At 61.9% G+C, this 20,858-nt stretch carries 13 protein-coding genes; 6 read left to right on the top strand and 7 right to left on the bottom strand.

Going from position 1 to position 20,858, the window contains the following annotated elements:
• Positions 1-163 precede the first annotated feature (163 nt).
• On the top strand, positions 164-391 hold the full coding sequence (locus ACMGF5_RS18085; RefSeq protein ID WP_012313790.1) for a hypothetical protein: 228 nt from the start codon (positions 164-166) through the stop codon (positions 389-391).
• Positions 392-424: 33 nt separating this feature from the next.
• Here the strand turns inward: ACMGF5_RS18085 and ACMGF5_RS18080 are convergent, their stop codons facing one another.
• From ACMGF5_RS18080 to ACMGF5_RS18060, 5 genes are all read right to left on the bottom strand, one after another.
• Positions 425-913, bottom strand: coding sequence for a copper chaperone PCu(A)C (locus tag ACMGF5_RS18080; RefSeq protein WP_046787231.1), 489 nt, complete (start codon positions 911-913; stop codon positions 425-427).
• The gene (locus ACMGF5_RS18075) at positions 913-1,521 is read right to left on the bottom strand and encodes an SCO family protein (protein ID WP_012313788.1); all 609 of its coding nucleotides are present in this window, start codon (positions 1,519-1,521) and stop codon (positions 913-915) included. Before ACMGF5_RS18075 ends, ACMGF5_RS18080 begins: the two co-directional genes overlap by 1 nt.
• Positions 1,522-1,734: 213 nt before the next feature.
• A complete protein-coding gene (gene nfuA, locus ACMGF5_RS18070) occupies positions 1,735-2,319 on the bottom strand; it encodes a Fe-S biogenesis protein NfuA (RefSeq protein ID WP_012313787.1) in 585 nt (194 codons plus the stop codon).
• 58 nt (positions 2,320-2,377) lie between these two features.
• A complete protein-coding gene (locus tag ACMGF5_RS18065; protein WP_161871547.1) occupies positions 2,378-3,412 on the bottom strand; it encodes an acyltransferase family protein in 1,035 nt (344 codons plus the stop codon).
• A 112-nt stretch (positions 3,413-3,524) separates the two neighbouring features.
• Positions 3,525-5,825 (bottom strand): fatty acid cis/trans isomerase, encoded by a 2,301-nt coding sequence (locus ACMGF5_RS18060; RefSeq protein WP_414157024.1) that lies wholly within the window; start codon positions 5,823-5,825, stop codon positions 3,525-3,527.
• A gap of 169 nt (positions 5,826-5,994) precedes the next feature.
• Between ACMGF5_RS18060 and metH the strand changes: the two genes are divergently transcribed.
• The gene (gene metH / locus ACMGF5_RS18055) at positions 5,995-9,702 is read left to right on the top strand and encodes a methionine synthase (RefSeq protein ID WP_414157023.1); all 3,708 of its coding nucleotides are present in this window, start codon (positions 5,995-5,997) and stop codon (positions 9,700-9,702) included.
• A gap of 77 nt (positions 9,703-9,779) precedes the next feature.
• Positions 9,780-9,998, top strand: coding sequence for a DUF2970 domain-containing protein (locus ACMGF5_RS18050; RefSeq protein ID WP_115275295.1), 219 nt, complete (start codon positions 9,780-9,782; stop codon positions 9,996-9,998).
• 266 nt (positions 9,999-10,264) lie between these two features.
• Here the strand turns inward: ACMGF5_RS18050 and ACMGF5_RS18045 are convergent, their stop codons facing one another.
• Entirely contained in the window at positions 10,265-11,341 is a 1,077-nt protein-coding gene (locus ACMGF5_RS18045; RefSeq protein ID WP_414157022.1) for an ABC transporter substrate-binding protein, read from the bottom strand.
• Positions 11,342-11,556: 215 nt separating this feature from the next.
• Here ACMGF5_RS18045 and ACMGF5_RS18040 point away from each other — a divergent pair, with 215 nt between their 5' ends.
• Both ACMGF5_RS18040 and ACMGF5_RS18035 read left to right on the top strand, forming a co-directional pair.
• On the top strand, positions 11,557-13,209 hold the full coding sequence (locus ACMGF5_RS18040; protein ID WP_414157021.1) for a nitrite/sulfite reductase: 1,653 nt from the start codon (positions 11,557-11,559) through the stop codon (positions 13,207-13,209).
• Positions 13,193-13,687, top strand: coding sequence for a DUF934 domain-containing protein (locus ACMGF5_RS18035; RefSeq protein WP_115275297.1), 495 nt, complete (start codon positions 13,193-13,195; stop codon positions 13,685-13,687). Before ACMGF5_RS18040 ends, ACMGF5_RS18035 begins: the two co-directional genes overlap by 17 nt.
• Positions 13,688-13,759: 72 nt before the next feature.
• Here ACMGF5_RS18035 and ACMGF5_RS18030 read toward each other — a convergent pair whose 3' ends face one another.
• Complete coding sequence (locus ACMGF5_RS18030) at positions 13,760-18,994, bottom strand: NEL-type E3 ubiquitin ligase domain-containing protein (protein ID WP_414157020.1); 5,235 nt, start codon at positions 18,992-18,994, stop codon at positions 13,760-13,762.
• 151 nt (positions 18,995-19,145) lie between these two features.
• Here ACMGF5_RS18030 and ACMGF5_RS18025 point away from each other — a divergent pair, with 151 nt between their 5' ends.
• Complete coding sequence (locus ACMGF5_RS18025; RefSeq protein WP_196997824.1) at positions 19,146-20,723, top strand: hypothetical protein; 1,578 nt, start codon at positions 19,146-19,148, stop codon at positions 20,721-20,723.
• Positions 20,724-20,858 lie beyond the last annotated feature (135 nt).

Genomic DNA, 20,858 nt, shown 5'->3' with positions numbered 1-20,858 from the left:
CCTTGAATCTTAGGCAGACAAAGGCATCGACTTTAAACATTCTGTTTATAAGTAACGAGTTGTTACTACGCCGTGAGAGCAGCGTCTGCTGCGCCTTGAAAAGTCAGTAAGTGCCTGGCCAGCCCTCTGCTACACTGACAAGGCTGAATTGGAGGATCCTGCCATGTCCGAAAGAGAGCTCACCACCCTCATATCGTTGATGAACCAGCGCCAGGCCTGCCTGAGCAGTGCCTGCAAAGAGATCGCCGACTGGATCGACCGGCAGGGTGACGTGCCCGCCGCTGGCAAGATCCGCGCAAGCCTCAAGGCCCTGGAGGCCGACGAAGCCCAGGTCCGCAAGACCTTGACCTCGCTGACCCTGGAAAGGCCGCTGCCGCGTTTTCGCAGCTGAATGAAGTGGGGCCGCTTAGCGGCCCCGGGTCAATCAGTGCTTCATGTGCATGTGGTCGTGCCCACCGCCCATCTCGGCGTTGAGCGCCCGTACCTCTGCCTGCACTTCCAAGGTTTCCTTGCCACCCTTGGCATCTTCCACGGTCAGGGTCAGCGGGACTTTGTCACCCTCCTTCACCTGCTGCGTCAGGCCCATCAACATCACGTGATAGCCATTGGGGTCCAGGCTTACCGGCTTGCCGGCTGGCAGCTGCACGGCCTCGACCTGTTTCATGCCCATCACATCACCGTTCATGGTCATCTCATGCACTTGCACAGTCTTGGCCACAGGCGATGCCACCCCTATCAGCTTGCTGTCGCTGCTGGCAGTCAGGGTCATGAACGCACCGGTGGACTGCTGGTGCGGTACGCTGGCACGTACCCAGGCATCACTGACGGTGGTCTGGGCCAAAGCCGGCAGCGCCAGGCCCAGCAGGGCAATAGCGGCCAGGCCGCGCTTGAACGGGTGCAGTGAAACAGCCATTAGCAGATCTCCATCAGGGTGACCAGGTCCTCGGCGCATTCCTTGGCGTTCAGGGAATGGCCCAGGCTCAGGCGCAGGGTGCCACGCGTGTCGTAGACGTAGCTGGTGGACGAATGTGAGATGGTGTAGGTATCACCGGCCGGGACCTTCTCGTAGAACACCTTGAACTCCTTGGCCACCTCGGCGATTTCCTCCGGGGTGCCAGTCAGGGCCATGAACGAGGGGTCGAAGGCCTTGACGTAGGCGTCGAGCACTTCGGGGGTGTCGCGCTCAGGGTCCAGGGTGATGAACACCACCTGGAACAGATCGCGGTCGCGGCCCCGGAGCTGCTTGCGGATTTGCGCCGCTCGCGCCAGGGTGGTCGGGCAGACTGCCGGGCACTGGGTGAACCCGAAGAAGATCATCGGCATGCTGCCGTAGAAGCTCGACAGGGTGACGTCGTTGCCCTTGGTATCCTTGAGACGGAACTTGCGCCCCAGGATTTCGTTGCTCATGTTCTTGCCGTACTTGAACTCGAGCCCTCGGGCCGGGTTGCAGCCTGCCAGCAGGCCGAGCCCGAGAACGCCCATCCCGGCGACGACTGCGCGCCGGGTCAACAGATCATTCATGGAACCATCCTTTAAAGGGAAGGTGCCGACCCTCGGGACGGGCCGGCCGAAAAACCGGGGCATTCTGGCATGACGCCCCAAGCGCTTCTACCCGACCAAGGCGGTGATGGCTTGCAGCCCTTTAAACACGGGCTGCGGCCTGTTGTCGCAGGGGTTGAATCCGTAACAGTTTGTTGCTAGGAGCTTGTGGCCAGCCGGTCGCCGAACTACCGATCAGTAGTACGCGTTTTCTTTCTGGGTGTGGTCAGTCACATCCCGCACGCCCTTGAGCTCCGGAATGCGTTCGAGCAGGGTCCGCTCGATGCCGTCCTTCAGGGTTACGTCGGCCTGACCGCAGCCTTGGCAACCACCACCGAACTGCAACACGGCAATGCCGTCGTCGACCACATCCACCAGGCTGACCTGGCCACCGTGGCTGGCCAGACCTGGGTTGATCTCGGTCTGCAGGTAGTAGTTGATACGCTCGTTGATCGGGCTGTCTTCGTTGACCATCGGTACTTTGGCGTTCGGCGCCTTGATGGTCAGCTGGCCGCCCATGCGGTCGGTGGCGTAGTCGACCAGCGCGTCTTCCAGAAACGGCACGCTGACGGCATCCAGGTAGGCAGTGAAGCTCTTCAGACCCACGGCGGTGTCGTCAGGCTTTTCTTCGCCCGGCTTGCAGTAGGCAATGCAGGTTTCGGCGTACTGGGTGCCCGGCTGGGTGATGAAAACGCGGATGCCGATGCCAGGCGTGTTCTGCTTGGAAAGCAGATCGGCCAGGTAATCATGGGCGGCGTCGGTAATGGTTATAGCGCTCATGGAAGTTCCTCACAGACTTGCGGCCAAGTGTACGCCAAGCTGGCCTTCGAACAAAGTCCTAGCATTTGACTCGGGAAAGAGCAAACGCCGGCGTTTGCTCCCGCGGTGCCGCCAGCCACGCCTGCATCCGCCGGTACAGGCCCCGTTCCAGCCACTGGTAGCTGAACCACGACATTAGTCCAATGGACGGCACGCACAGCGCAAAGACCAGGTAGGGGTTCAAGTGCAGGCGCTGGCTGGCGAACCAGCCCGCATACAGCACCAGCACGTGGATCAGGTACACCGAGTACGAGCAGTCCCCCAATGCCTTGAGCAGCCGGTTGCCCTGGAAGTACGGCTCAAGCGCTACAAATGCCAGCACTATCAGTGCACCGGGAAGGCCCCAATGCAAGAGCCGTTGGGACGCGTCCAAGTGGTAGATCGCGTAGCCCGCCACGCCCAGCACCGCCAGCGGCAACCACAACCCCTCGCGCACCAGGCCGCGGCGGTACAGCACACCGATGCCGATACCGAGCAGAAATTCGTAGATGATGCCGTTGTTGTAGAAGCGGCTGAGCACACCAAGGCGGCCCAGCACTTCGCTGACCAGCAGCAGTGCAGCGGTCACCAGCAGCAACTGGTGGCGCTGCCGGACAAGGAATGCCAGGCCAAACAAAAGGTAGAAGAACATCTCGAAGTTCAGCGTCCAGCCAACGTTCAAGGTCGGGTACAGGCCGTAGCCACCGGGGTTCTCTGCCGGAATGAACAGCATCGAGAGCAGCAGGTGATGCCAGGTGAATGCCTGGTGTGGCATCCATTGGCTGAAGGCCAGCAGCAGTAGCGCCATCAACAGGGTGTAGAACCAGTAGGCAGGGACGATGCGCAACGCGCGGTTGAGCAGGAACCGACGCGGCTCAACGGGCTTGTCTCGGGTCGAAAGGTAGATTACCAGCCCGCTGATGACGAAGAAGATGTCGACGCCCACGGCGCCGCGGTCAGTGAGCAGTTGGCCGATGGGGCCAGTGGCATGGAAGTCGAAAAAGATCTGCATGAAATGGTGGCAGACCACCACCCAGGCGGCGAACGCCCGCAGTGCCTGAAGCGAATACAGCATGGATCACCCTGCGATTGCCTTGGTGCATTGAGGCCACAGTGGGGCTGCCTGGCAGCCCCGGACCACCCAACCTTTCCGACCGCAGGTGTGCCGGAAAGGTCAGCGCAACCGATCAGAGGTTCTCGTAGCGGTTCATGTCCAGCACCCCGGACTCCAACGGCTGGGTTTCCTTGATATAGGTGCTCAGGTCGTGGAAGTAACGCCAGAACTGCGGGTGGCTGCGGCGCACGCCCCAGCGCATGACGATACGTTCAAACCTGGCGGCATCGTCGCGCGCGTATTCCATGTCTTCGACGAACTCCGGCACATCCGCCGCCGGGATGTTGAAGATGAAGTTCGGGTAACTGCTGAGCACCCCGGGGTACAAGGTCAGGGTATCGAGCCCCGGCTGGTAGCGCGCGGCCTCGCCCAGCAGGAACGCGACATTGCTGTGTGCACGGTTGCGCAGCAGGCTGTAGACCTGACGCTGGCCGCCTTGCCCTTCGATGCGCAGCAGGGTGGCTTCAGGCAACTGGTTGATCACCTTAAGGCCTGCGGCCGGGCGTGATACGAGACGGCTGAGCGACTGCTCGACGTTACGGAATTCTTCATTCATCTGCGGCCGCGAGCAGTAAGCACCCTGGCAGCGGTTGATCGGGTCGGGCGCAGCGTTCAGGCTGCCGGTGCGCTGCAGCAGCTTGAGGCCGAAGTCGCGCTTGGGGTCGCGTAGGTCGAGCCTGATGCCGCTCGGCGTGTCAGTGTCGATGTCTTCATAGTCGAGCCACATCTTCACTTTGCCGCTGTTCTGGTACCAGTCGCTGAGAATTGCACCACGCTGGTCCGCTGGCATCAGGCGCAGGAAGTTGACCTCGGCACCATTGCGGATCAGGTCGAAGTACAGCCGCGTCTGCAACTGGTGCGAGACATTGCCGAATACATCGAAGTTGACCGCCAGCTGGTAATAGGTGCGTTCGAATAGCGGGTAGTCGAACAGCCACACCGTCAGCGGCACATCGCCGACCAGGCCCTTGGTCACCGAAGCGCTGTCGAAGTGGCGGAAGATGCTGAGCAGCGCATTGTCGTTGCCGGCCCACAGGGTCGACCAGCCCGGCGCCGGCATTTCGGCGTAGGCGTCGCGACGCAGTTTTTCATACTCGTTGCGCTTGTCACGGTAAGCATGCCAGAGGTTGAGCACACTGCCCACGTCATCGATCTGGCCCGGCATGGCGAGCAACGGTGTAGCCTGGCCACGGTACGCAGCATCGGTGATGTAGCGGTCGTGCGCCGGTTCCTGGAACAGCGCCCAGAAGTTATCGCGGATCACATCGGTAGCGATCTGCCCACGGCACACCGGCCCGCGGATGAAGGTGCGGACGAAGTACTCGGCGTTATCCAGCATGAACTGGTAGCGCGCCACCGCCGGGATCGCCTCGAAGGTCTCGAACGGGTTGGCGCGGTGGCGCGGCCCATACCCCGGCAGCGCGCTGGCGTGCCAGTCACCGGCATAGAACAGCTGCTTCACGCGCTTGAGCTTTTGCGGCCCCATCGGGTAGGTGATGTGGGTTTTATGCACGATCACACCCTGCACCGGAATCAACCGGTAATAAAAGTCGGTACCCGGCGGGTCGTTGGGGCGGCGCGTGGCAATCAGGTCGACCGGCTGGCCGCTGGGCGTGCGCGAGCGCACCCATTGGAAGAAGTGGCCCTGCTCGCCGCCGACGAAATGGATGTGCGCCAGGAACAGATGCTCGTACAGCCAGCGCCCGACCAAGGCCTCGGTAGAGCCCGGTCGATTGAGCAGTTCTTCCCAGTCGGCGATCTGTTTCGCCTCGGCCGCGCTGGGTTGAATGGGCTCATACTCGACCGGCGCACCTGCAGCCAGCCAACCCTGCAGGGTCTGGTATTCCTTATCGGTCAGGCCAGTGACCGCCAGCGGCATACCCTCTTTGGGGTGGGCGCCGGCATAGGCATCGAACTCATGGGGCAACGGGCACATGTTGTTGCGCGCGAGCCCCAGGACGATATCGTCGGGCAGCTTGGCGTTGGGGGTAAGCGGCGCCTTGTGCCCCAGCTCCAGCATGCGTGCCATCAATGCGGCCTGGCTGCCCTGGCCGTCGAGCACGGAATAGAAGCCCTTCTTGCGCCACTGCTCTTCGCTGTGCGCATCGTAGAACAGCCGCGTGGTCGGGACTGCCTTGCTCCTTTCACCTTGGTACACCGGTACCTTGGTTGCACCACGCACTGCGCCTTCGGGGCTCTCCAGCTTCAGCTGGCAGGCGGCGTCGTTGCAGGCATGGCAGGCCACGCACTTCTCGGTGAAAATCGGTTGAATGTCCCGGGTGTAGGAAATTACCGCGCTCGATTGGGGGGCTTGTGCGAGCGCGACGCTGCTGAGCAGCAGCGCGAAAGCGCCGACAAGAAAACGATGCACCATGTGCCGAAAGTCCTGGGTTCTAGAAAAGCCATCACGTTTGCCTGGTCGACCATGGGTGCTTCACGGCGCAACATGAACGAAATTCATGCGAATGGCCAATGCGCCTAAAAACCGCGCAGCTTTGTTATGATTCCGCACCTTCTGATATTCGCCCGACCAGGTAGTTCCTATGTCCGACCGCAGCGCTCGTCTCCAAGCACTCCAGCACGCACTCAATGAGCGCATTCTGATCCTCGACGGCGGCATGGGTACTATGATCCAGAGTTACCGCCTCGAGGAACACGACTATCGTGGCACGCGCTTCGCCGATTGGCCAAGCGATGTAAAAGGTAACAACGACCTGCTGCTGCTCAGCCGCCCCGATGTCATCGCTGCCATCGAGAAGGCGTACCTGGACGCCGGCGCCGATATTCTCGAAACCAACACCTTCAACGCCACGCAGATTTCCCAGGCCGACTACGGCATGGAGTCGCTGGTCTACGAGCTGAACGTCCAGGGCGCGCGCATCGCCCGCCAGGTGGCGGACGCCAAGACCCTGGAGACGCCGGACAAGCCGCGCTTCGTTGCCGGCGTGCTCGGCCCGACCAGCCGCACCTGCTCGATCTCCCCGGACGTCAACGACCCCGGCTACCGTAACGTCACCTTCGACGAACTGGTGGAAAACTACATCGAGGCGACCCGCGGGCTGATCGAGGGTGGCGCCGACCTGATCCTCATCGAGACCATCTTCGACACGCTCAACGCCAAGGCGGCGATCTTCGCCGTGCAGCAGGTGTTCGAAGATGACGGCATCGAACTGCCGATCATGATCTCCGGCACCATCACCGATGCCTCGGGCCGTACCTTGTCCGGCCAGACCACCGAAGCGTTCTGGAACTCGGTACGCCATGCCAAGCCGATTTCCGTCGGCCTGAACTGCGCGCTGGGCGCGAAGGACCTGCGCCCTTACCTTGAAGAGCTGTCGACCAAGGCCGACACCCACGTTTCCGCCCACCCCAATGCCGGCCTGCCGAACGCCTTCGGCGAGTACGACGAAACCCCGGCCGAGATGGCTGCCGTGGTCGAAGAGTTCGCGGCCAGTGGTTTCCTCAACATCATCGGCGGTTGCTGCGGTACCACGCCCGGGCACATCCAGGCCATCGCCCAGGCCGTGGCCAAATACAAGCCGCGCCAGATCCCGAAAATCGCCAAGGCCTGCCGGCTGTCGGGCCTGGAACCGTTCACCATCGACCGCCAGTCGCTGTTCGTCAACGTCGGTGAGCGCACCAACATCACCGGCTCCGCCAAGTTCGCCCGGCTGATCCGCGAAGAGAATTACACCGAAGCGCTGGAGGTCGCCCTGCAGCAGGTAGAGGCCGGTGCTCAGGTAATCGACATCAACATGGACGAAGGGATGCTCGACTCCCAGGCCGCCATGGTCCGTTTCCTCAACATGATTGCAGGCGAGCCGGACATCTCTCGCGTGCCGATCATGATCGACTCGTCGAAATGGGAAGTGATCGAGGCTGGCCTCAAATGCATCCAGGGCAAGGGCATCGTCAACTCGATCTCCATGAAAGAAGGCGTCGAGCAATTCAAGCACCACGCCCGCCTGTGCAAACGCTACGGCGCGGCCGTGGTGGTGATGGCCTTCGACGAGGTCGGCCAGGCCGACACCGCCGCGCGCAAGAAGGAAATCTGCCAGCGCAGCTACGACATCCTGGTCAATGAAGTCGGCTTCCCGCCGGAAGACATCATTTTCGACCCGAACATCTTCGCCGTCGCTACCGGCATCGAAGAGCACAACAACTATGCCGTGGACTTCATCGAGGCCTGCGCCTACATCCGTGACCACCTGCCACATGCGCTGAGCTCGGGCGGCGTGTCCAACGTGTCGTTCTCGTTCCGCGGCAACAACCCGGTGCGCGAGGCGATCCACTCGGTGTTCCTGTTCCACGCCATCCGCAACGGGCTGACGATGGGTATCGTCAACGCCGGCCAGCTGGAAATCTACGACGAGATCCCGGCCGAGCTGCGCGAGCGGGTCGAGGACGTGGTGCTCAACCGCACCCCCGAAGGTACCGATGCATTGCTGGCCATCGCCGACGACTACAAAGGCGGCGGCGCCACCAAGGAAGTAGAGAACGAAGCCTGGCGCTCACTGCCGGTCGGCAAGCGCCTGGAACATGCGCTGGTCAAAGGCATCACCGCACACATCGTCGAAGACACCGAGGAGTGCCGCCAGCAATGTGCGCGCCCGATCGAAGTCATCGAAGGGCCGCTGATGAGCGGCATGAACGTGGTTGGCGACCTGTTCGGCGCCGGCAAGATGTTCCTGCCGCAGGTGGTCAAGTCGGCGCGGGTGATGAAGCAGGCCGTGGCCCACCTGATCCCGTTCATCGAGGCCGAAAAAGGCGACAAGCCCGAAGCCAAGGGCAAGATTCTCATGGCGACGGTCAAGGGCGACGTGCACGACATCGGCAAGAACATTGTCGGCGTGGTCCTGGGCTGCAACGGCTATGACATCGTCGACCTCGGCGTGATGGTACCGGCAGAGAAGATCCTGCAGACCGCCCGCGACGAGAAGTGCGACATCATCGGTTTGTCCGGCCTGATCACCCCGTCGCTGGACGAGATGGTTCATGTTGCCCGGGAAATGCAGCGCCAGGGCTTCGAGCTGCCGTTGATGATCGGCGGCGCCACCACGTCCAAGGCCCATACCGCAGTCAAGATCGAGCCCAAGTACAGCAACGATGCGGTGATCTATGTGACCGACGCCTCCCGCGCGGTAGGTGTGGCCACCCAGTTGCTGTCCAAGGAACTCAAGCCCGGCTTCGTTGAAAAAACCCGCCTGGACTACATCGAAGTGCGTGAACGCACTGCCAACCGCAGTGCCCGCACCGAGCGCCTGAGCTACGCGCAGGCCGTGGCGGCCAAGCCGAAATACGACTGGGCCGCTTATCAGCCGGCGGTCCCTGCCTTCACAGGCGTCAAGGTGCTGGACAACATCGACCTGCGCACCCTGGCCGAGTACATCGACTGGACGCCGTTCTTCATTTCCTGGGACCTGGCCGGCAAGTTCCCACGCATCCTCACCGATGAAGTGGTGGGTGAAGCGGCAACCTCGCTGTACAAGGATGCCCGCGAGATGCTCGACAAACTGATCGACGAGAAGCTGATCAGTGCGCGCGCCGTGTTCGGCTTCTGGCCAGCCAACCAGGTTGCCGATGACGACATTCAGGTCTACGACGACAACGGTCAGCCCCTGGCCACCTTGCACCACCTGCGCCAGCAGACCATCAAGCCCGATGGCAAGCCGAACTTCTCCCTGGCCGACTTTGTCGCGCCCAAAGACAGCGGCGTCACCGACTACATGGGTGGCTTCATCACCACCGCCGGCATTGGTGCCGAGGAAGTGGCCAAGGCTTACCAGGACAAGGGCGACGACTACAGCTCGATCATGGTCAAGGCCCTCGCCGACCGCCTGGCCGAGGCCTGCGCCGAGTGGCTGCACGAGCAGGTGCGTAAAGAGCACTGGGGTTATGCGCGCGACGAGCACCTGGACAACGAGGCACTGATCAAGGAACAGTACAGCGGCATCCGCCCTGCCCCAGGCTACCCGGCCTGCCCGGACCATACCGAAAAAGAAACGCTGTTCCGCCTGCTCGACGGCACAGCCATTGGTGAAACCGGCCCCAGCGGCGTGTTCCTCACCGAGCACTTCGCCATGTTCCCGGCTGCGGCGGTCAGCGGCTGGTACTTTGCTCACCCGAAAGCGCAGTACTTTGCCGTGGGCAAGGTCGACAAGGACCAGATCGACAGCTACAGCGCACGCAAGGGCCAGGATGTCAGCGTCAGCGAGCGCTGGCTGGCACCGAACCTGGGGTACGACAGCTGACGTTCGTGGGGCCGCTTTGCGGCCCCATTTGCCATCTACACTGTCCCTGATTGCCTCTGAATATCCAAGGAGCCAGCATGGACGATTCCAGTCAAGGCAAACCCCCTACCTTCTGGCAGATGCTGCACAGCATCCTGGCCGCCGCGCTGGGTGTGCAGAGCGGCAAGAACCGCGCGCGCGACTTTACCCATGGCAAGGCCAGCCACTTCATCGCGCTGGGCGCACTGTTCACCTTGGTGTTCATCCTGATCCTGATCGGCCTGGTACGACTGGCGCTGCACCTGACCGCCCACTGAAACGCAACCCGCCCGCGTAATTCCCTTGCGCGGGCGGCTCAAGTTGCATCACGGCCTGGAGCTGAGGCTATTGGTGGCTGACCCAGTACACGGCAGTGACCACCACCAGGACGATCAGGCAGAGGATCGCCCAGGCATCGACGCTGCTGTCAGCTTTGCGGACCTTGGTTGTATTTCCCATTGCATTGCCTCTTGTAGTGGTTATGGGAATGCACTTCACAACCAGCAGTTAAGACGAGCAATGCCCTTCTCTCAAGCAGGGTTTTTCAGTAGTCGACAGGTGACGTCAGGAAGGGATACCGGTAAGTCGGCGGGCGTCCTTGGGCGCTGAAACGCTGGAAGTCGACACCATAGTCGTCCTGTTCCGCCAGCTTGAGCCAACGCTTTGCCTTGTCTGGATCGATCGACTGCAAAACCGGCATCACATGGTCGCGCTGACCATCCCGTGCGATATCCACACCATAGGCATCGTCATGCAGCATGACCATGGCCCAGCCGCCGAGACTGAAATGCCCACCCATCAGCACCCCCAGGCGCCCTTCGATACGCGCTCTCAAGGCCTCGGGGGAGCTGTTGACGGCGCTGAACACTACATCTTGCCCAGGCTTGCGCCCCGCAGCCTCGAACGCGCGCATGGCGCCAAAGGCCATTTCGTCGTTGGCCGACCACACCAGCTTGATATCCGGGTAGCGCTGCTGCAACTGCTGCGCCTGTTCAAAGGCGCGCTGGCGGTTCCAGCCACCGTAAACCATCTGCCGCAGGCGCACCCGAGGGAAGTCGGCCAAGGCGCGACGCATGCCTTCTTCACGCAACTGCGAGGCGGGCGTGGTCTTGAGCCCGGCGAAAGCCACCAGGTCCACCGGCTCGTTACTGGGCGGTAGCAAAGCGACCATCTGGTGCAGCATCTGGTAACCGGCCTGCTCGTCATTGGCCGTCAAGGCCCCTAACAAAGCGCCGTACTTTGCGGGCTGGGCTTGAATGCTGCTCGCCTGGCTGGCAGTCAGCCCGTTGTTGACCAGTAACAGCTTGACCCCGCTACCTTGCGCCAGGCGAATGATCTGCGGCGCAACGTACCGCTCGTTGACCAGCACGAGGTATTCCGGGCGCTGCGGGCCCTTGAGCACCGCCCGGGCCTGGCTCAGGGCGCGCTCGGGATTACGGGCGCTGTATTGCACCTGCAGCGCCATGCCCAGGTCATCAGCCGCCGCTTGCATGAAGCGCGAGTAACTGACCCAGAACGTCTCTGCGGGTAGGCCCGGATTGAGGAAAACCACCGAAGCGGCCTGAACGCTGGCTGCCAGCGGCAGGCTCAGGCACAAGCTGTAGCACAATGCCTTGAGCATGCGGTTACATCCTTACCAACAAACCCGCGAGTATAAACCTGCGGCGCTGAGTGACGGATAAACGCCAGTCAATCTCACTTAGTTCGTTTGGTTCTTTTCATATGCAAAAACATCACTTTAGCGCATAAACGCAACCTGATATCGTTTCCCCGCTCCGAACCGGAGTGCGCGGCCGTGCGCGCGAATAGCTGCATGCAGCCTGAGACAGGACTTTTATGTACGTATACGACGAGTACGATCAGCGGATCATCGAGGACCGCGTCAAGCAGTTCCGTGATCAGACCCGCCGCTACCTGGCCGGTGAGCTGAGCGAAGAAGAATTCCGCCCTCTGCGCCTGCAGAACGGCCTCTATATCCAGCGTTTCGCCCCGATGCTGCGCGTCGCCGTGCCCTACGGCCAGCTGAACGCCCGCCAGGTTCGCACACTGGCCAAGATCGCCCGCGATTACGACAAGGGCTATGCCCACATCTCCACCCGCCAGAACGTGCAGTACAACTGGCCGGCACTTGAAGACATCCCGGACATCCTTGCCGAACTGGCCACCGTGCAGATGCACGCGATCCAGACCAGCGGCAACTGCCTGCGCAACACCACCACCGACCAGTTCGCCGGTGTTGCCGCAGACGAAATCGTCGACCCGCGCCCCTGGTGCGAGATCGTCCGCCAGTGGACCACCTTCCACCCGGAATTCGCCTACCTGCCGCGCAAGTTCAAGATCGCGATCAACGGCTCGAAAGAAGACCGCGCGGCCATCGAAGTGCACGACATCGGCCTGGAGCCGGTGCGCAACGCCGCCGGTGAGCTGGGCTTCCGCGTGCTGGTCGGTGGCGGCCTGGGCCGTACTCCGGTGGTCGGTTCGTTCATCAACGAATTCCTGCCGTGGCAAGACCTGATCAGCTATCTGGACGCCATCCTGCGTGTGTACAACCGTTACGGCCGTCGTGACAACAAGTACAAGGCGCGGATCAAGATCCTGGTCAAGGCCCTGACCCCGGAAGTGTTCGCCGAGAAGGTCGAGGCCGAAATGGCCCACCTGCGTGGCGGCAGCACCACCCTGACCGAAGAAGAAGTACAGCGTGTTTCGCGCCACTTCATCGACCCGGACTACCTGGCCCTGGACAACGTCGACTACAGCGCCCAGGACGCCGAATACCCAGGCTTCGCCCGCTGGCGCTCGCGCAACACCCGCGCCCACAAGCGCCCTGGCTACGTGGCCGTGACCCTGTCGCTCAAGCCCACCGGCGTTGCCCCGGGCGACCTGACCGACAAGCAGCTGGACGCCGTGGCGGACCTGGCACAGCGCTACAGCTTCGGCTTCCTGCGCACCTCGCACGAGCAGAACATCATCCTCGCCGACGTCGAGCAGCGTCAGCTGCACGCCCTGTGGCTGGAGCTGCGCGAAGGAGGTTTCGCCACGCCGAACATCGGCCTGCTGACCGATATCATCTGCTGCCCTGGCGGTGACTACTGCTCGCTGGCCAACGCCAAGTCGATCCCGATCGCCGAATCCATCCAGCGCCGCTTCGACGACCTGGACTACCTGTTCGACATCGGCGAGATCGACCTGAACATCTCCGGCTGCATGAATGCCTGCGGCCACCACCACGTCGGCCACATCGGCATCCTCGGCGTGGACAAGAAGGGCGAGGAGTTCTACCAGGTGTCCCTGGGCGGCAACGCCGCGCGCGACGCGAGCCTGGGCAAGATCCTTGGCCCGTCCTTCGCCCAGGACGACATGGCCGACGTGATCGAGAAGCTGATCGCCGTGTACGTGGAGCAACGTACCGAGGAAGAGCGCTTCATCGACACCTACCAGCGTATCGGCATCGACCCTTTCAAGGAACGCGTCTATGCAGCGAATCATTAAGAACAACCAGATCGTCGACGAAACCTGGCACCTGCTGCCCAAGGAAACCACGATCGACGAACTGACCAACTGCGACGACTACATCGTCCCGCTGCAACTGTGGCGTGACCATGCCCATATGCTCAAGGCTCGCGACGGTGGCCTGGGCGTGTGGCTGGACAGCGATGAACAAGCGGAAGAGATCGGTGATGACGTGCAGTACTTTCAGGTCATCGCCCTGAACTTCCCGGCCTTCACCGATGGGCGCAACTACTCCAATGCGCGCCTGCTGCGCGACCGCTACCAGTTCAAGGGCGAGCTGCGCGCCATTGGCGACGTACTGCGTGACCAGTTGTTCTACCTGGCCCGCTGCGGTTTCGATGCCTTCGCCATCCGTGCCGACAAGGACCCGGAAGATGCCCTGCAAGGGCTGAAGGACTTCTCGGTGACCTACCAGGCCGCCACCGACGAGCCGCTACCGCTGTTCCGCCGCCGTTGATCGTCTCCCGGCATGGCCCACCGCACGGTGGGCCATGCTCCAGTTCATGCAGCCACCTCGCTGCACGGCTTTTCAACCCCTGCGGTCAATGGGCCTTCTGCTTACTCCCCAGGGATCCAGTTCTGCAGCCCCGTCCCGTTCTGCCCGCAGCCGAGCCATTGCTTCACGCACGCGCTCCATGACCGCCTCACTCAGCTGGTTCTGTTCGAGGTTGACCGTGTGCGGGTGCGCTTCGACCCAGCTCAACGCCTCCTCGCTCAATGTCACGATCCGGTTGCCACGCAAGTCTACGACCAGGTTTGGCTGGCGCTGCAGCAACGCCAGAGGAAAACTGCGAAGGCCCGTGGCACGCAACGACACGTACTGCAGGTGAACGTTGTAGCGCAACTGTGGCGCTACCCCTAATGGGTTAGCGTCAAGGTTTAGCACCTCCAGCCTGGAGAACCATTCCAGCCGCAACTGGCTTTGCGCGTCGAGTGTTATGAGATTGTTCTGCATGAAGAGCTGGGTCAACCTGCCCAGAAGATTCAACTGTGCCGGGACAGTGAGCAAGCGGTTCACTGCGACATCGAGAGTGCTCAGTTGCACAAGGTTGCCAATACTGTCCGGCAACGCACTCAGGAGATTACCGCTCAATTGCAAGCTTTCAAGGCTTGCCAGTTGCCCAATCCGCCCATCAAGCGCAGCGATCTGGTTGAAGGAGAGGTCCAGATGGGTCAGTTCGGTCAACTGCTCGATGCCAGCCGGTAGATCGGCAAGTTGATTGCCACTGAGGTCCAGAGCGTTCAATTCGCTCAAGTACTGCAACCCCGGCACCGTTTCGAGCATGTTGCCGCCAAGGTTCAATGTGCGCACCCGCGGCAAGTGCTCAAGCCCATCAAGCGTTCGCAAGCAATTGCCAGAGAAGTCGACTGTTTCCAGATTGGGAAAACGACGCAGGAAATCAGCCTCGATAACCGTAATCTGATGGTTGCACACTGACAGGTCACGTATTTGTTCAAACATGATGCCTGGGGGCAGCACGGGTAAAGAACTGACGGTCCACCCTTCGCTGCTCGAACGCCGGGGCGGGACATCATTGCTGTAATCCGACTGCCAGAAATGGCGCAGGACACCCGCCAGATAGGACCGCGCCAGATATTCCGGGTCGCCAGGCTCCCCGCACCACATCGCCAGGCTACTGTCCAGACGCCTCGACAGATGGGCAAACGCGCGCGAGCCAGGACCATGAGGTAGCTCGAGTCGATACCACGTCCGGTAGTTGCCGCGGGCCAGCGCCAGCGTCAACGCGACCTCCTCCTGCGTGCGCTGCTCTGCAATTCCAGCGCCTGCATTGCTCGGTGCCTGCTCTTGCTCGCCATTGGCCGCTAGTGCGGCTTGCCGTTCTGTGTAGGCTTGCCGTATGGCCGCGAACTGATCGGCGTACGCGAGCCGTACATGATCCTGCCAGAATGCCTGCTGAGCCAGGAACTGGCTCAGCGCCTCAGCTGTTTCGGCCTCGTACACCGCGGCCTCGGCTGCGACCAGTTGGTCCGGCGTCACGTTGGCGACATGCTTGAAACTCAGATAGGTCGGTTGGCCGTAGATACCCAGCGACTCTGCAAGCTGTACCCGGAAGGCCAGGTAAATCTCACTTGGCTTGAAGGGCACCGAGCGCTGGCTCAGGCTTTCGATGTACCGCTCAGCGAAGCGGTTCACCTGATCAAGCCTGAACAACTCACGGCCCAGGCTGCGCAGCGCTTGCTCGACTTGCCTACCGCGCACGCCATCGGTGCGCAACGCCACCTGCAGGTGGACGATCAAGGCATCGAGGTCGGCGCCTGCGCCTGGTACCGCTGCCTGATGGAATACCGCCCGTCGAATATGAGCATGGTTGTACATGGCATAAAGCAGCTCACCCACACGACGCCGCATGTCTTCGGTTTCAAGAGCAAATTTTTCGGTCTGCAGCAACGCTGTGAGAAAAGCAAAGAACTCTTCGCAGCCTGGCTCTTGCGCCAGCGCCTGCCAGTACCTGCGACGCGGCGCAGCCTCGCGCTCGGTCAGCCCTTCGAGCCACGGGGCAATGCCCTCTGCGCCCTGCTGGCCGATCGCTTCAGGCTCGATCGCCAGCCGCTCGAGTGCAACCGGTGATAGCGGATTGCCCTGCAAGCTTGCGCAGCCGGGGTTGGCGCGTAACCAGCCGGCCTGCGCTTCACTGATGTCGACGATGCGATTGTTACGCAAATCGAGCTGTTCCAGCTGTGCCAGAGCACTGGTATCCGGTATCGAGGTCAGCCGGTTGGAGGACAAGTCCAGGCGCCGTACATTGGGAAAGCGGGCGAGCAAGCCCTCGCTGAGCGCCGTCAGATCAAGATTGCGCAGTACCAGGGAAGTCACATGGTCGAAGTGAACGCGCTCCGGCAGTTCGGGCAGACTACCCAGGCGTGAACCCTCCAGAATCAACGCAGGATGGCCGTCAGTGTCGTGAGTGCGACGTTGCCAGGCGTGACGAATCCGCCGTGCCATGCGCGCCCGCCGGATCAACTGAATCGGCCCCGACGATTGCCGACGCCACAGCCCCAACGCCTGATCAAGCGTTCGCAGCTCTTCACACAGGCGCAGGTAGTGATTCCAAGGTGTCAGCCCAAGCGTGCGGGCGTTCTGCTCAAACTGCTCCATCGCGCTTTCGTCGAAATCGGGGAACAGCCGTTGAATACCCCGACGCAATGCGCGATTGCTGCTTTCGCCACGGCCACTCAAGGGGTAACCCAGGCGCCCGTCGCCCAGCCGTACCGGCGGCCTGAAACCAAGGCCGACTGGCGCCATGCGCAACAGTGAAGCGGCGAGCTCGCGTTCTTCGCTGGCCCATTGCGACATGGCCTGGGCCAGTGTTTCGGGGGCGTCGCTGGCATCGCCCAACATTCGTTTCTGCCAGGGATCGAGCTGCAGCAACAGGGCCTGGAACAGGCTGTCGTCAGCTCTGGCCAATGGCAACGGGTTTGCGCGCGCATCCAGCGCCTGATACCCCTGGGCCGTTCGAAGCACGGTGCGTACCTCGCTGGCCGCTTGCGCTCCGGCCGACGCAGTCATTTCACCCGACAGCGTGTCACCGCGCAGCTCGATGCGCACTCCTCGCCACGGTGCGCGCTCGGCGATCATGCCCAATGCCAGTTGCTCGGTATCACGATTGATTGCTGCGGTTTGAAGCAGGCCCGCACAAGCGCGGTCCAGGCGCGTATCGCGCACGTACCAGCGCGCCTGCTCGGCCAAGGCCAACGGCACACGCTGGTGCGCGAGCATATGCTCCACCTGGTCCTCGGGCGCATGTTCGATGATCTCACGCGCACCCATTACCGACAGGCCGGGAAAGTCCCGGCGAAGCAGGGTTTCGGCTTCGCCGGGCATGGGCTGCTGAGCCTGCAGCTGCCGCTCGAAGGCCTCCCCGTTCAGCTCTGGCCGCTGAGCGTGCAACTGCTGCCTCTGCACCGCATCGTGCAAGCGCGCCGGCGCCTGTGCCTGTTCCACATGCAAACGGCGCAGTTGGTCCTGGTTGAACCCCGTTGCCCGCATCACCGCGTGTATGGCCTGCTCATCGAGGTGCCCCCAGCCCGCGTCGAGGTCCTGAAACAGCTCAGCGCTGGCGTGCCATTCCTGGGGCGTCTCCAGTTCATGCTGCCAGCAAGCGCCCTCGTTGCCCTCGAGCAGCGGCGCATAAGCATTGGGACGCACGGGATGGCGGATGCGACGCTGCTGCGTTTGAGCTTCCAGGTAGGTCAAATGGCTGGCCAAGGGTGTACGCACATACTCTGCACCTTGCAGACTGATCAACTCACCGACTGCTCCTCGGTCTCGGACGGCATAGCCTGGCAGCCTGGGGTCACTCAACTTCAATGTATGTTCATCCGTGTAGACCGGCACTAGATCTGCGACGCGAGCATCCTCCACCAGGCGGTGCGAAGCCGCGCCTGCGCCGGCATTGACTGCTGTCATAGCCACGGTTTGCGCTACGCAATACAAGTGCTCCAGCGCGCTCTGGCGGTCCCCCAAGCGCCAATCGGCATAGCCCTCGTACACGTCGTCAGCCACCTGCAACGCGGTGATCCCCAGCAATGGCAAAGCCAGTGCAGGTAGCGCGAAGCTCGCCAGGCCCAACGCATCGATGGCAAAGCTCAGGTAGAAATGCAGGCGCCTGTCGCGCTGCTGCGCGTCCACTTCGGCAGTGGGTATGGCGTGCACTTTGGCATTGTCCAAAAGGGTGTCGATCAGTTGGCGGCGCAGGTATTCGAACAACGGCTGCTCGATAGGCTCGTAACGACCATCGAGCTGGACCGGCACATTCTCGGCAGTATCACTCAGCGCCTGGGTCAAGGCACGGGTGTAGGCACTCCGGTCACGCTCACCGATAAAGCGTTCGAAGAATTCGACGTAACCGGGCAAACGGAACTGTTTACCCAACGTCATGAACAGCGATGCCCAAGAGGTATACCAGGTCAGCGGGCCTTGAGGATCATCAGGGATCCAGCACAATATGCCCTCGAACTCGTCACCGGTCGCGCGCTGATGGGTTATCTCGAACGCCACCGCGCCCCGCACCAGCCGGCCGAACACACGCAGTTGCATGGGCCGCAGCCCAGAGATGGAGGGGGGTGTAGCTGAGATCAAGTCAATCAGCGGGGCACAGTGTTCATAGGCATGCCTTGCTATTTCACCATTGACCAGTGCCAGCCTCAGCGCCGCCTCGAGACTCGTGCGATAACCTGCCTCGATCAGCGTGCTCAGTTGTTTCCCCGCTTCACCACCGGGCGTCAACTGCGCGCGCAGGTACGCCTGGTAACGCCCCCCCAGGTCGAGCGAGCGGCACAGGGCAAAGAATGCTTTGGGCGAGAGCGCGCAAGCATTCCCTGATGCATCCAGCACCGCAGTGCCCTGCATGATGCTGGTGGCGAACGTTTCACCTTCGGTAAAGTTATGCAACGCCGATTGCAGCAGGCTGTGCTGGTAGATCTGCTCTTTGACCCCATCCGGCACTTGCGCAACATGCGAGGGATATCGCTGCAGGGTTCTGCGCCGCAGCGTGGCCCGACGCACATCGACACCAAGTTGATGTTCCGCCTGCAGAGCTTCTCGCAGCAGCGGCTCGGCAAATGCATCGAGTGGGGTGATCCGCGCCAGCCATTCGTGCAACTGATGCTGTAGCTGCTGTTGTCGCTGCTGGCTCTGGAGCAAGCTGTTGAGGGTGTCGGACGCAAGTTCGGTCAGCCAGGCGGGCAAGCGACTGGCAATCAAGGCATTGGTGGAGTCATCAGTGAACGGCTGACTGGGCATCGCGGGCTCCTAGGGCGCAAAACAGCGATTGCACCACCGCGTGACGAGGCTTTTGCGTTAACTATTGCAACCTGCCTACGTGACAGACGTTCACGTTTGCACAAGCCCTGCCGATAACAGTTACAACTGCTGACCAGAAAGGAAGCTGGCGATGAACCCGATCACCTCAGTGGTGCGCCTGACCCCTGTCGCCCACATCACCCACCGTGCACCTCAGGTACCAGCCACCCTGCCGACAGAAGCGCCGATGACATCCCCGAGCACGGCGGTAAGCCTTGGCCAGCAAGAAAGCCGCGTCGACACCCAGACCTACACGGCCAAAGGTACCCTCGGTAAAGCGCAGACACAGTATGTGTGGGAGCAGGACGGCATCGACAAACTCAGCATGTACATGCTGAGCGCCATTCAGGCTTCCTCCCCAGCAGCGCGCTTCCAAGGGCTTGGCGCTGCCCTGTTGGAGCAACTGGCGGCCAGCGGTGGCCAGCGTATCTCGCAATCCGGGCTGGCGATCGATGATGGCGCGACAACCGACCCGTTGCTGCTGGCCATGCAGCAGGCCAGGTTGCGCGAACACGCCACCAGCAGCGTCAGCTTCAACCTCACTACCGGCTCAGGCGCCACCGTGACGGTGGGGCTCTACAGCAGCACCAACGGCCTGGCCGTGGATGCCGACGTGCAAGGCGGTACGTTGACCACTGACGAGCTCAAAGGCTTGGCAGCGCTTGCGAACAGCTTCCAGGCTGCCCTCAACGGGCTGACCCAGGAACCACCCAGCCTGCAGCTGGGCGCACTGGTCAAGCTCGACCCGGCGCTGTTCACCGGCTTGCAGTTGAATGCCAAATTGCAGAATGCCGGCGGCGACCAGCAAACCTTCGACCTGCAACTGAACGAAGATTCCCGCAACCTCACACTGCAAGGCGCCAACGGCACGGTCAGGATGAACCTCGACACCCAGGGCGGCGCGCTGCTGGGCAGCCAGGCTCAGCGTCAGGCAGCTGTGGCCAATTACCTGACCCAGTTCGACGCCGCACAAAAGCGCGGCCATGGTGACGCGCAACTGATGGCACTGTTCAAGGATGCCTTCAGCCAGCTCAACAGCGTGGACGATACCAGCAAGCGCCCTGCAGGCCATGACCTGGCGCCGAACACGGCCAGCCGCCTGCTGTTGAGCGGCCTGGCCGACTTCGATGCCTCGATCACGCAGACCGAACAGAAGATCAATCCGATGCGGCCTGAAGAAGTGGACCACTTCGACTACAAGGTTTCGCAATCGACCACTCTGCAAGGCCCGGCAGCGACCCTGACCGTGGAGCAGGCGCAACAGGCAAGCATGAAAGCCGCCTGGCATGAAGGCTTGAACCCGCTCGTCGGCCTGACCCTGACCCGCGACAACAAAACGCAGAACTACAGCTATCACACGATCGACGACCAATCCCGCAGCAGCACTCGCCTGGCGTTTGCCGACAACGCCCTGGTCGAGGCGACCGCGACTCAAGAGGCCAGCCAGAAAGAGCGCGTGCGCACCTATCAGGAGGGCGTGCTGCAGGACGATACGACCCATAGCGCAGCGGCCGCCCAGTCTCGCGAACTGCTGGACATGCTTGACGAGATGCTCAGCCAGGATCGGGCTGCGCGGCGTGCAGGGCTGGCCTCTACGCTGCAAGAGCAAGTGGCTGGCATGGGCCATCTGTGGCGACTGCAGTCGGCTCCTGGGCAGATCACCACGTGAGTCGAGACTGACAGGGCTTATTCACGGCGTTCGAATCACGAGCCCAGGGATGACTCGTGATTTCTGGTCAAAAGACCTTGGCGTTGTGCCGTCTTAATCAAACCCTGCAAAACTTGCACACTGCTCCCCATTCGA

Origin of the sequence: Pseudomonas sp. BNK-15 (assembly GCF_047456105.1) — a bacterium.
GTDB lineage: Bacteria > Pseudomonadota > Gammaproteobacteria > Pseudomonadales > Pseudomonadaceae > Aquipseudomonas > Aquipseudomonas putida_E.
Note: the sequence above shows the minus strand (reverse complement) of the source record. Positions and strands in the feature narration are given on the sequence as shown.

Bases quoted from the DNA above. Each gene is read 5' to 3' on its own strand.
- ACMGF5_RS18085 (WP_012313790.1), top strand. From the start codon at position 164: ATGTCCGAAAGAGAGCTCACCACCCTCATATCGTTGATGAACCAGCGC.
- ACMGF5_RS18080 (WP_046787231.1), bottom strand. From the start codon at position 913: ATGGCTGTTTCACTGCACCCGTTCAAGCGCGGCCTGGCCGCTATTGCC.
- ACMGF5_RS18075 (WP_012313788.1), bottom strand. From the start codon at position 1,521: ATGAATGATCTGTTGACCCGGCGCGCAGTCGTCGCCGGGATGGGCGTT.
- nfuA (WP_012313787.1), bottom strand. From the start codon at position 2,319: ATGAGCGCTATAACCATTACCGACGCCGCCCATGATTACCTGGCCGAT.
- ACMGF5_RS18065 (WP_161871547.1), bottom strand. From the start codon at position 3,412: ATGCTGTATTCGCTTCAGGCACTGCGGGCGTTCGCCGCCTGGGTGGTG.
- ACMGF5_RS18060 (WP_414157024.1), bottom strand. From the start codon at position 5,825: ATGGTGCATCGTTTTCTTGTCGGCGCTTTCGCGCTGCTGCTCAGCAGC.
- metH (WP_414157023.1), top strand. From the start codon at position 5,995: ATGTCCGACCGCAGCGCTCGTCTCCAAGCACTCCAGCACGCACTCAAT.
- ACMGF5_RS18050 (WP_115275295.1), top strand. From the start codon at position 9,780: ATGGACGATTCCAGTCAAGGCAAACCCCCTACCTTCTGGCAGATGCTG.
- ACMGF5_RS18045 (WP_414157022.1), bottom strand. From the start codon at position 11,341: ATGCTCAAGGCATTGTGCTACAGCTTGTGCCTGAGCCTGCCGCTGGCA.
- ACMGF5_RS18040 (WP_414157021.1), top strand. From the start codon at position 11,557: ATGTACGTATACGACGAGTACGATCAGCGGATCATCGAGGACCGCGTC.
- ACMGF5_RS18035 (WP_115275297.1), top strand. From the start codon at position 13,193: ATGCAGCGAATCATTAAGAACAACCAGATCGTCGACGAAACCTGGCAC.
- ACMGF5_RS18030 (WP_414157020.1), bottom strand. From the start codon at position 18,994: ATGCCCAGTCAGCCGTTCACTGATGACTCCACCAATGCCTTGATTGCC.
- ACMGF5_RS18025 (WP_196997824.1), top strand. From the start codon at position 19,146: ATGAACCCGATCACCTCAGTGGTGCGCCTGACCCCTGTCGCCCACATC.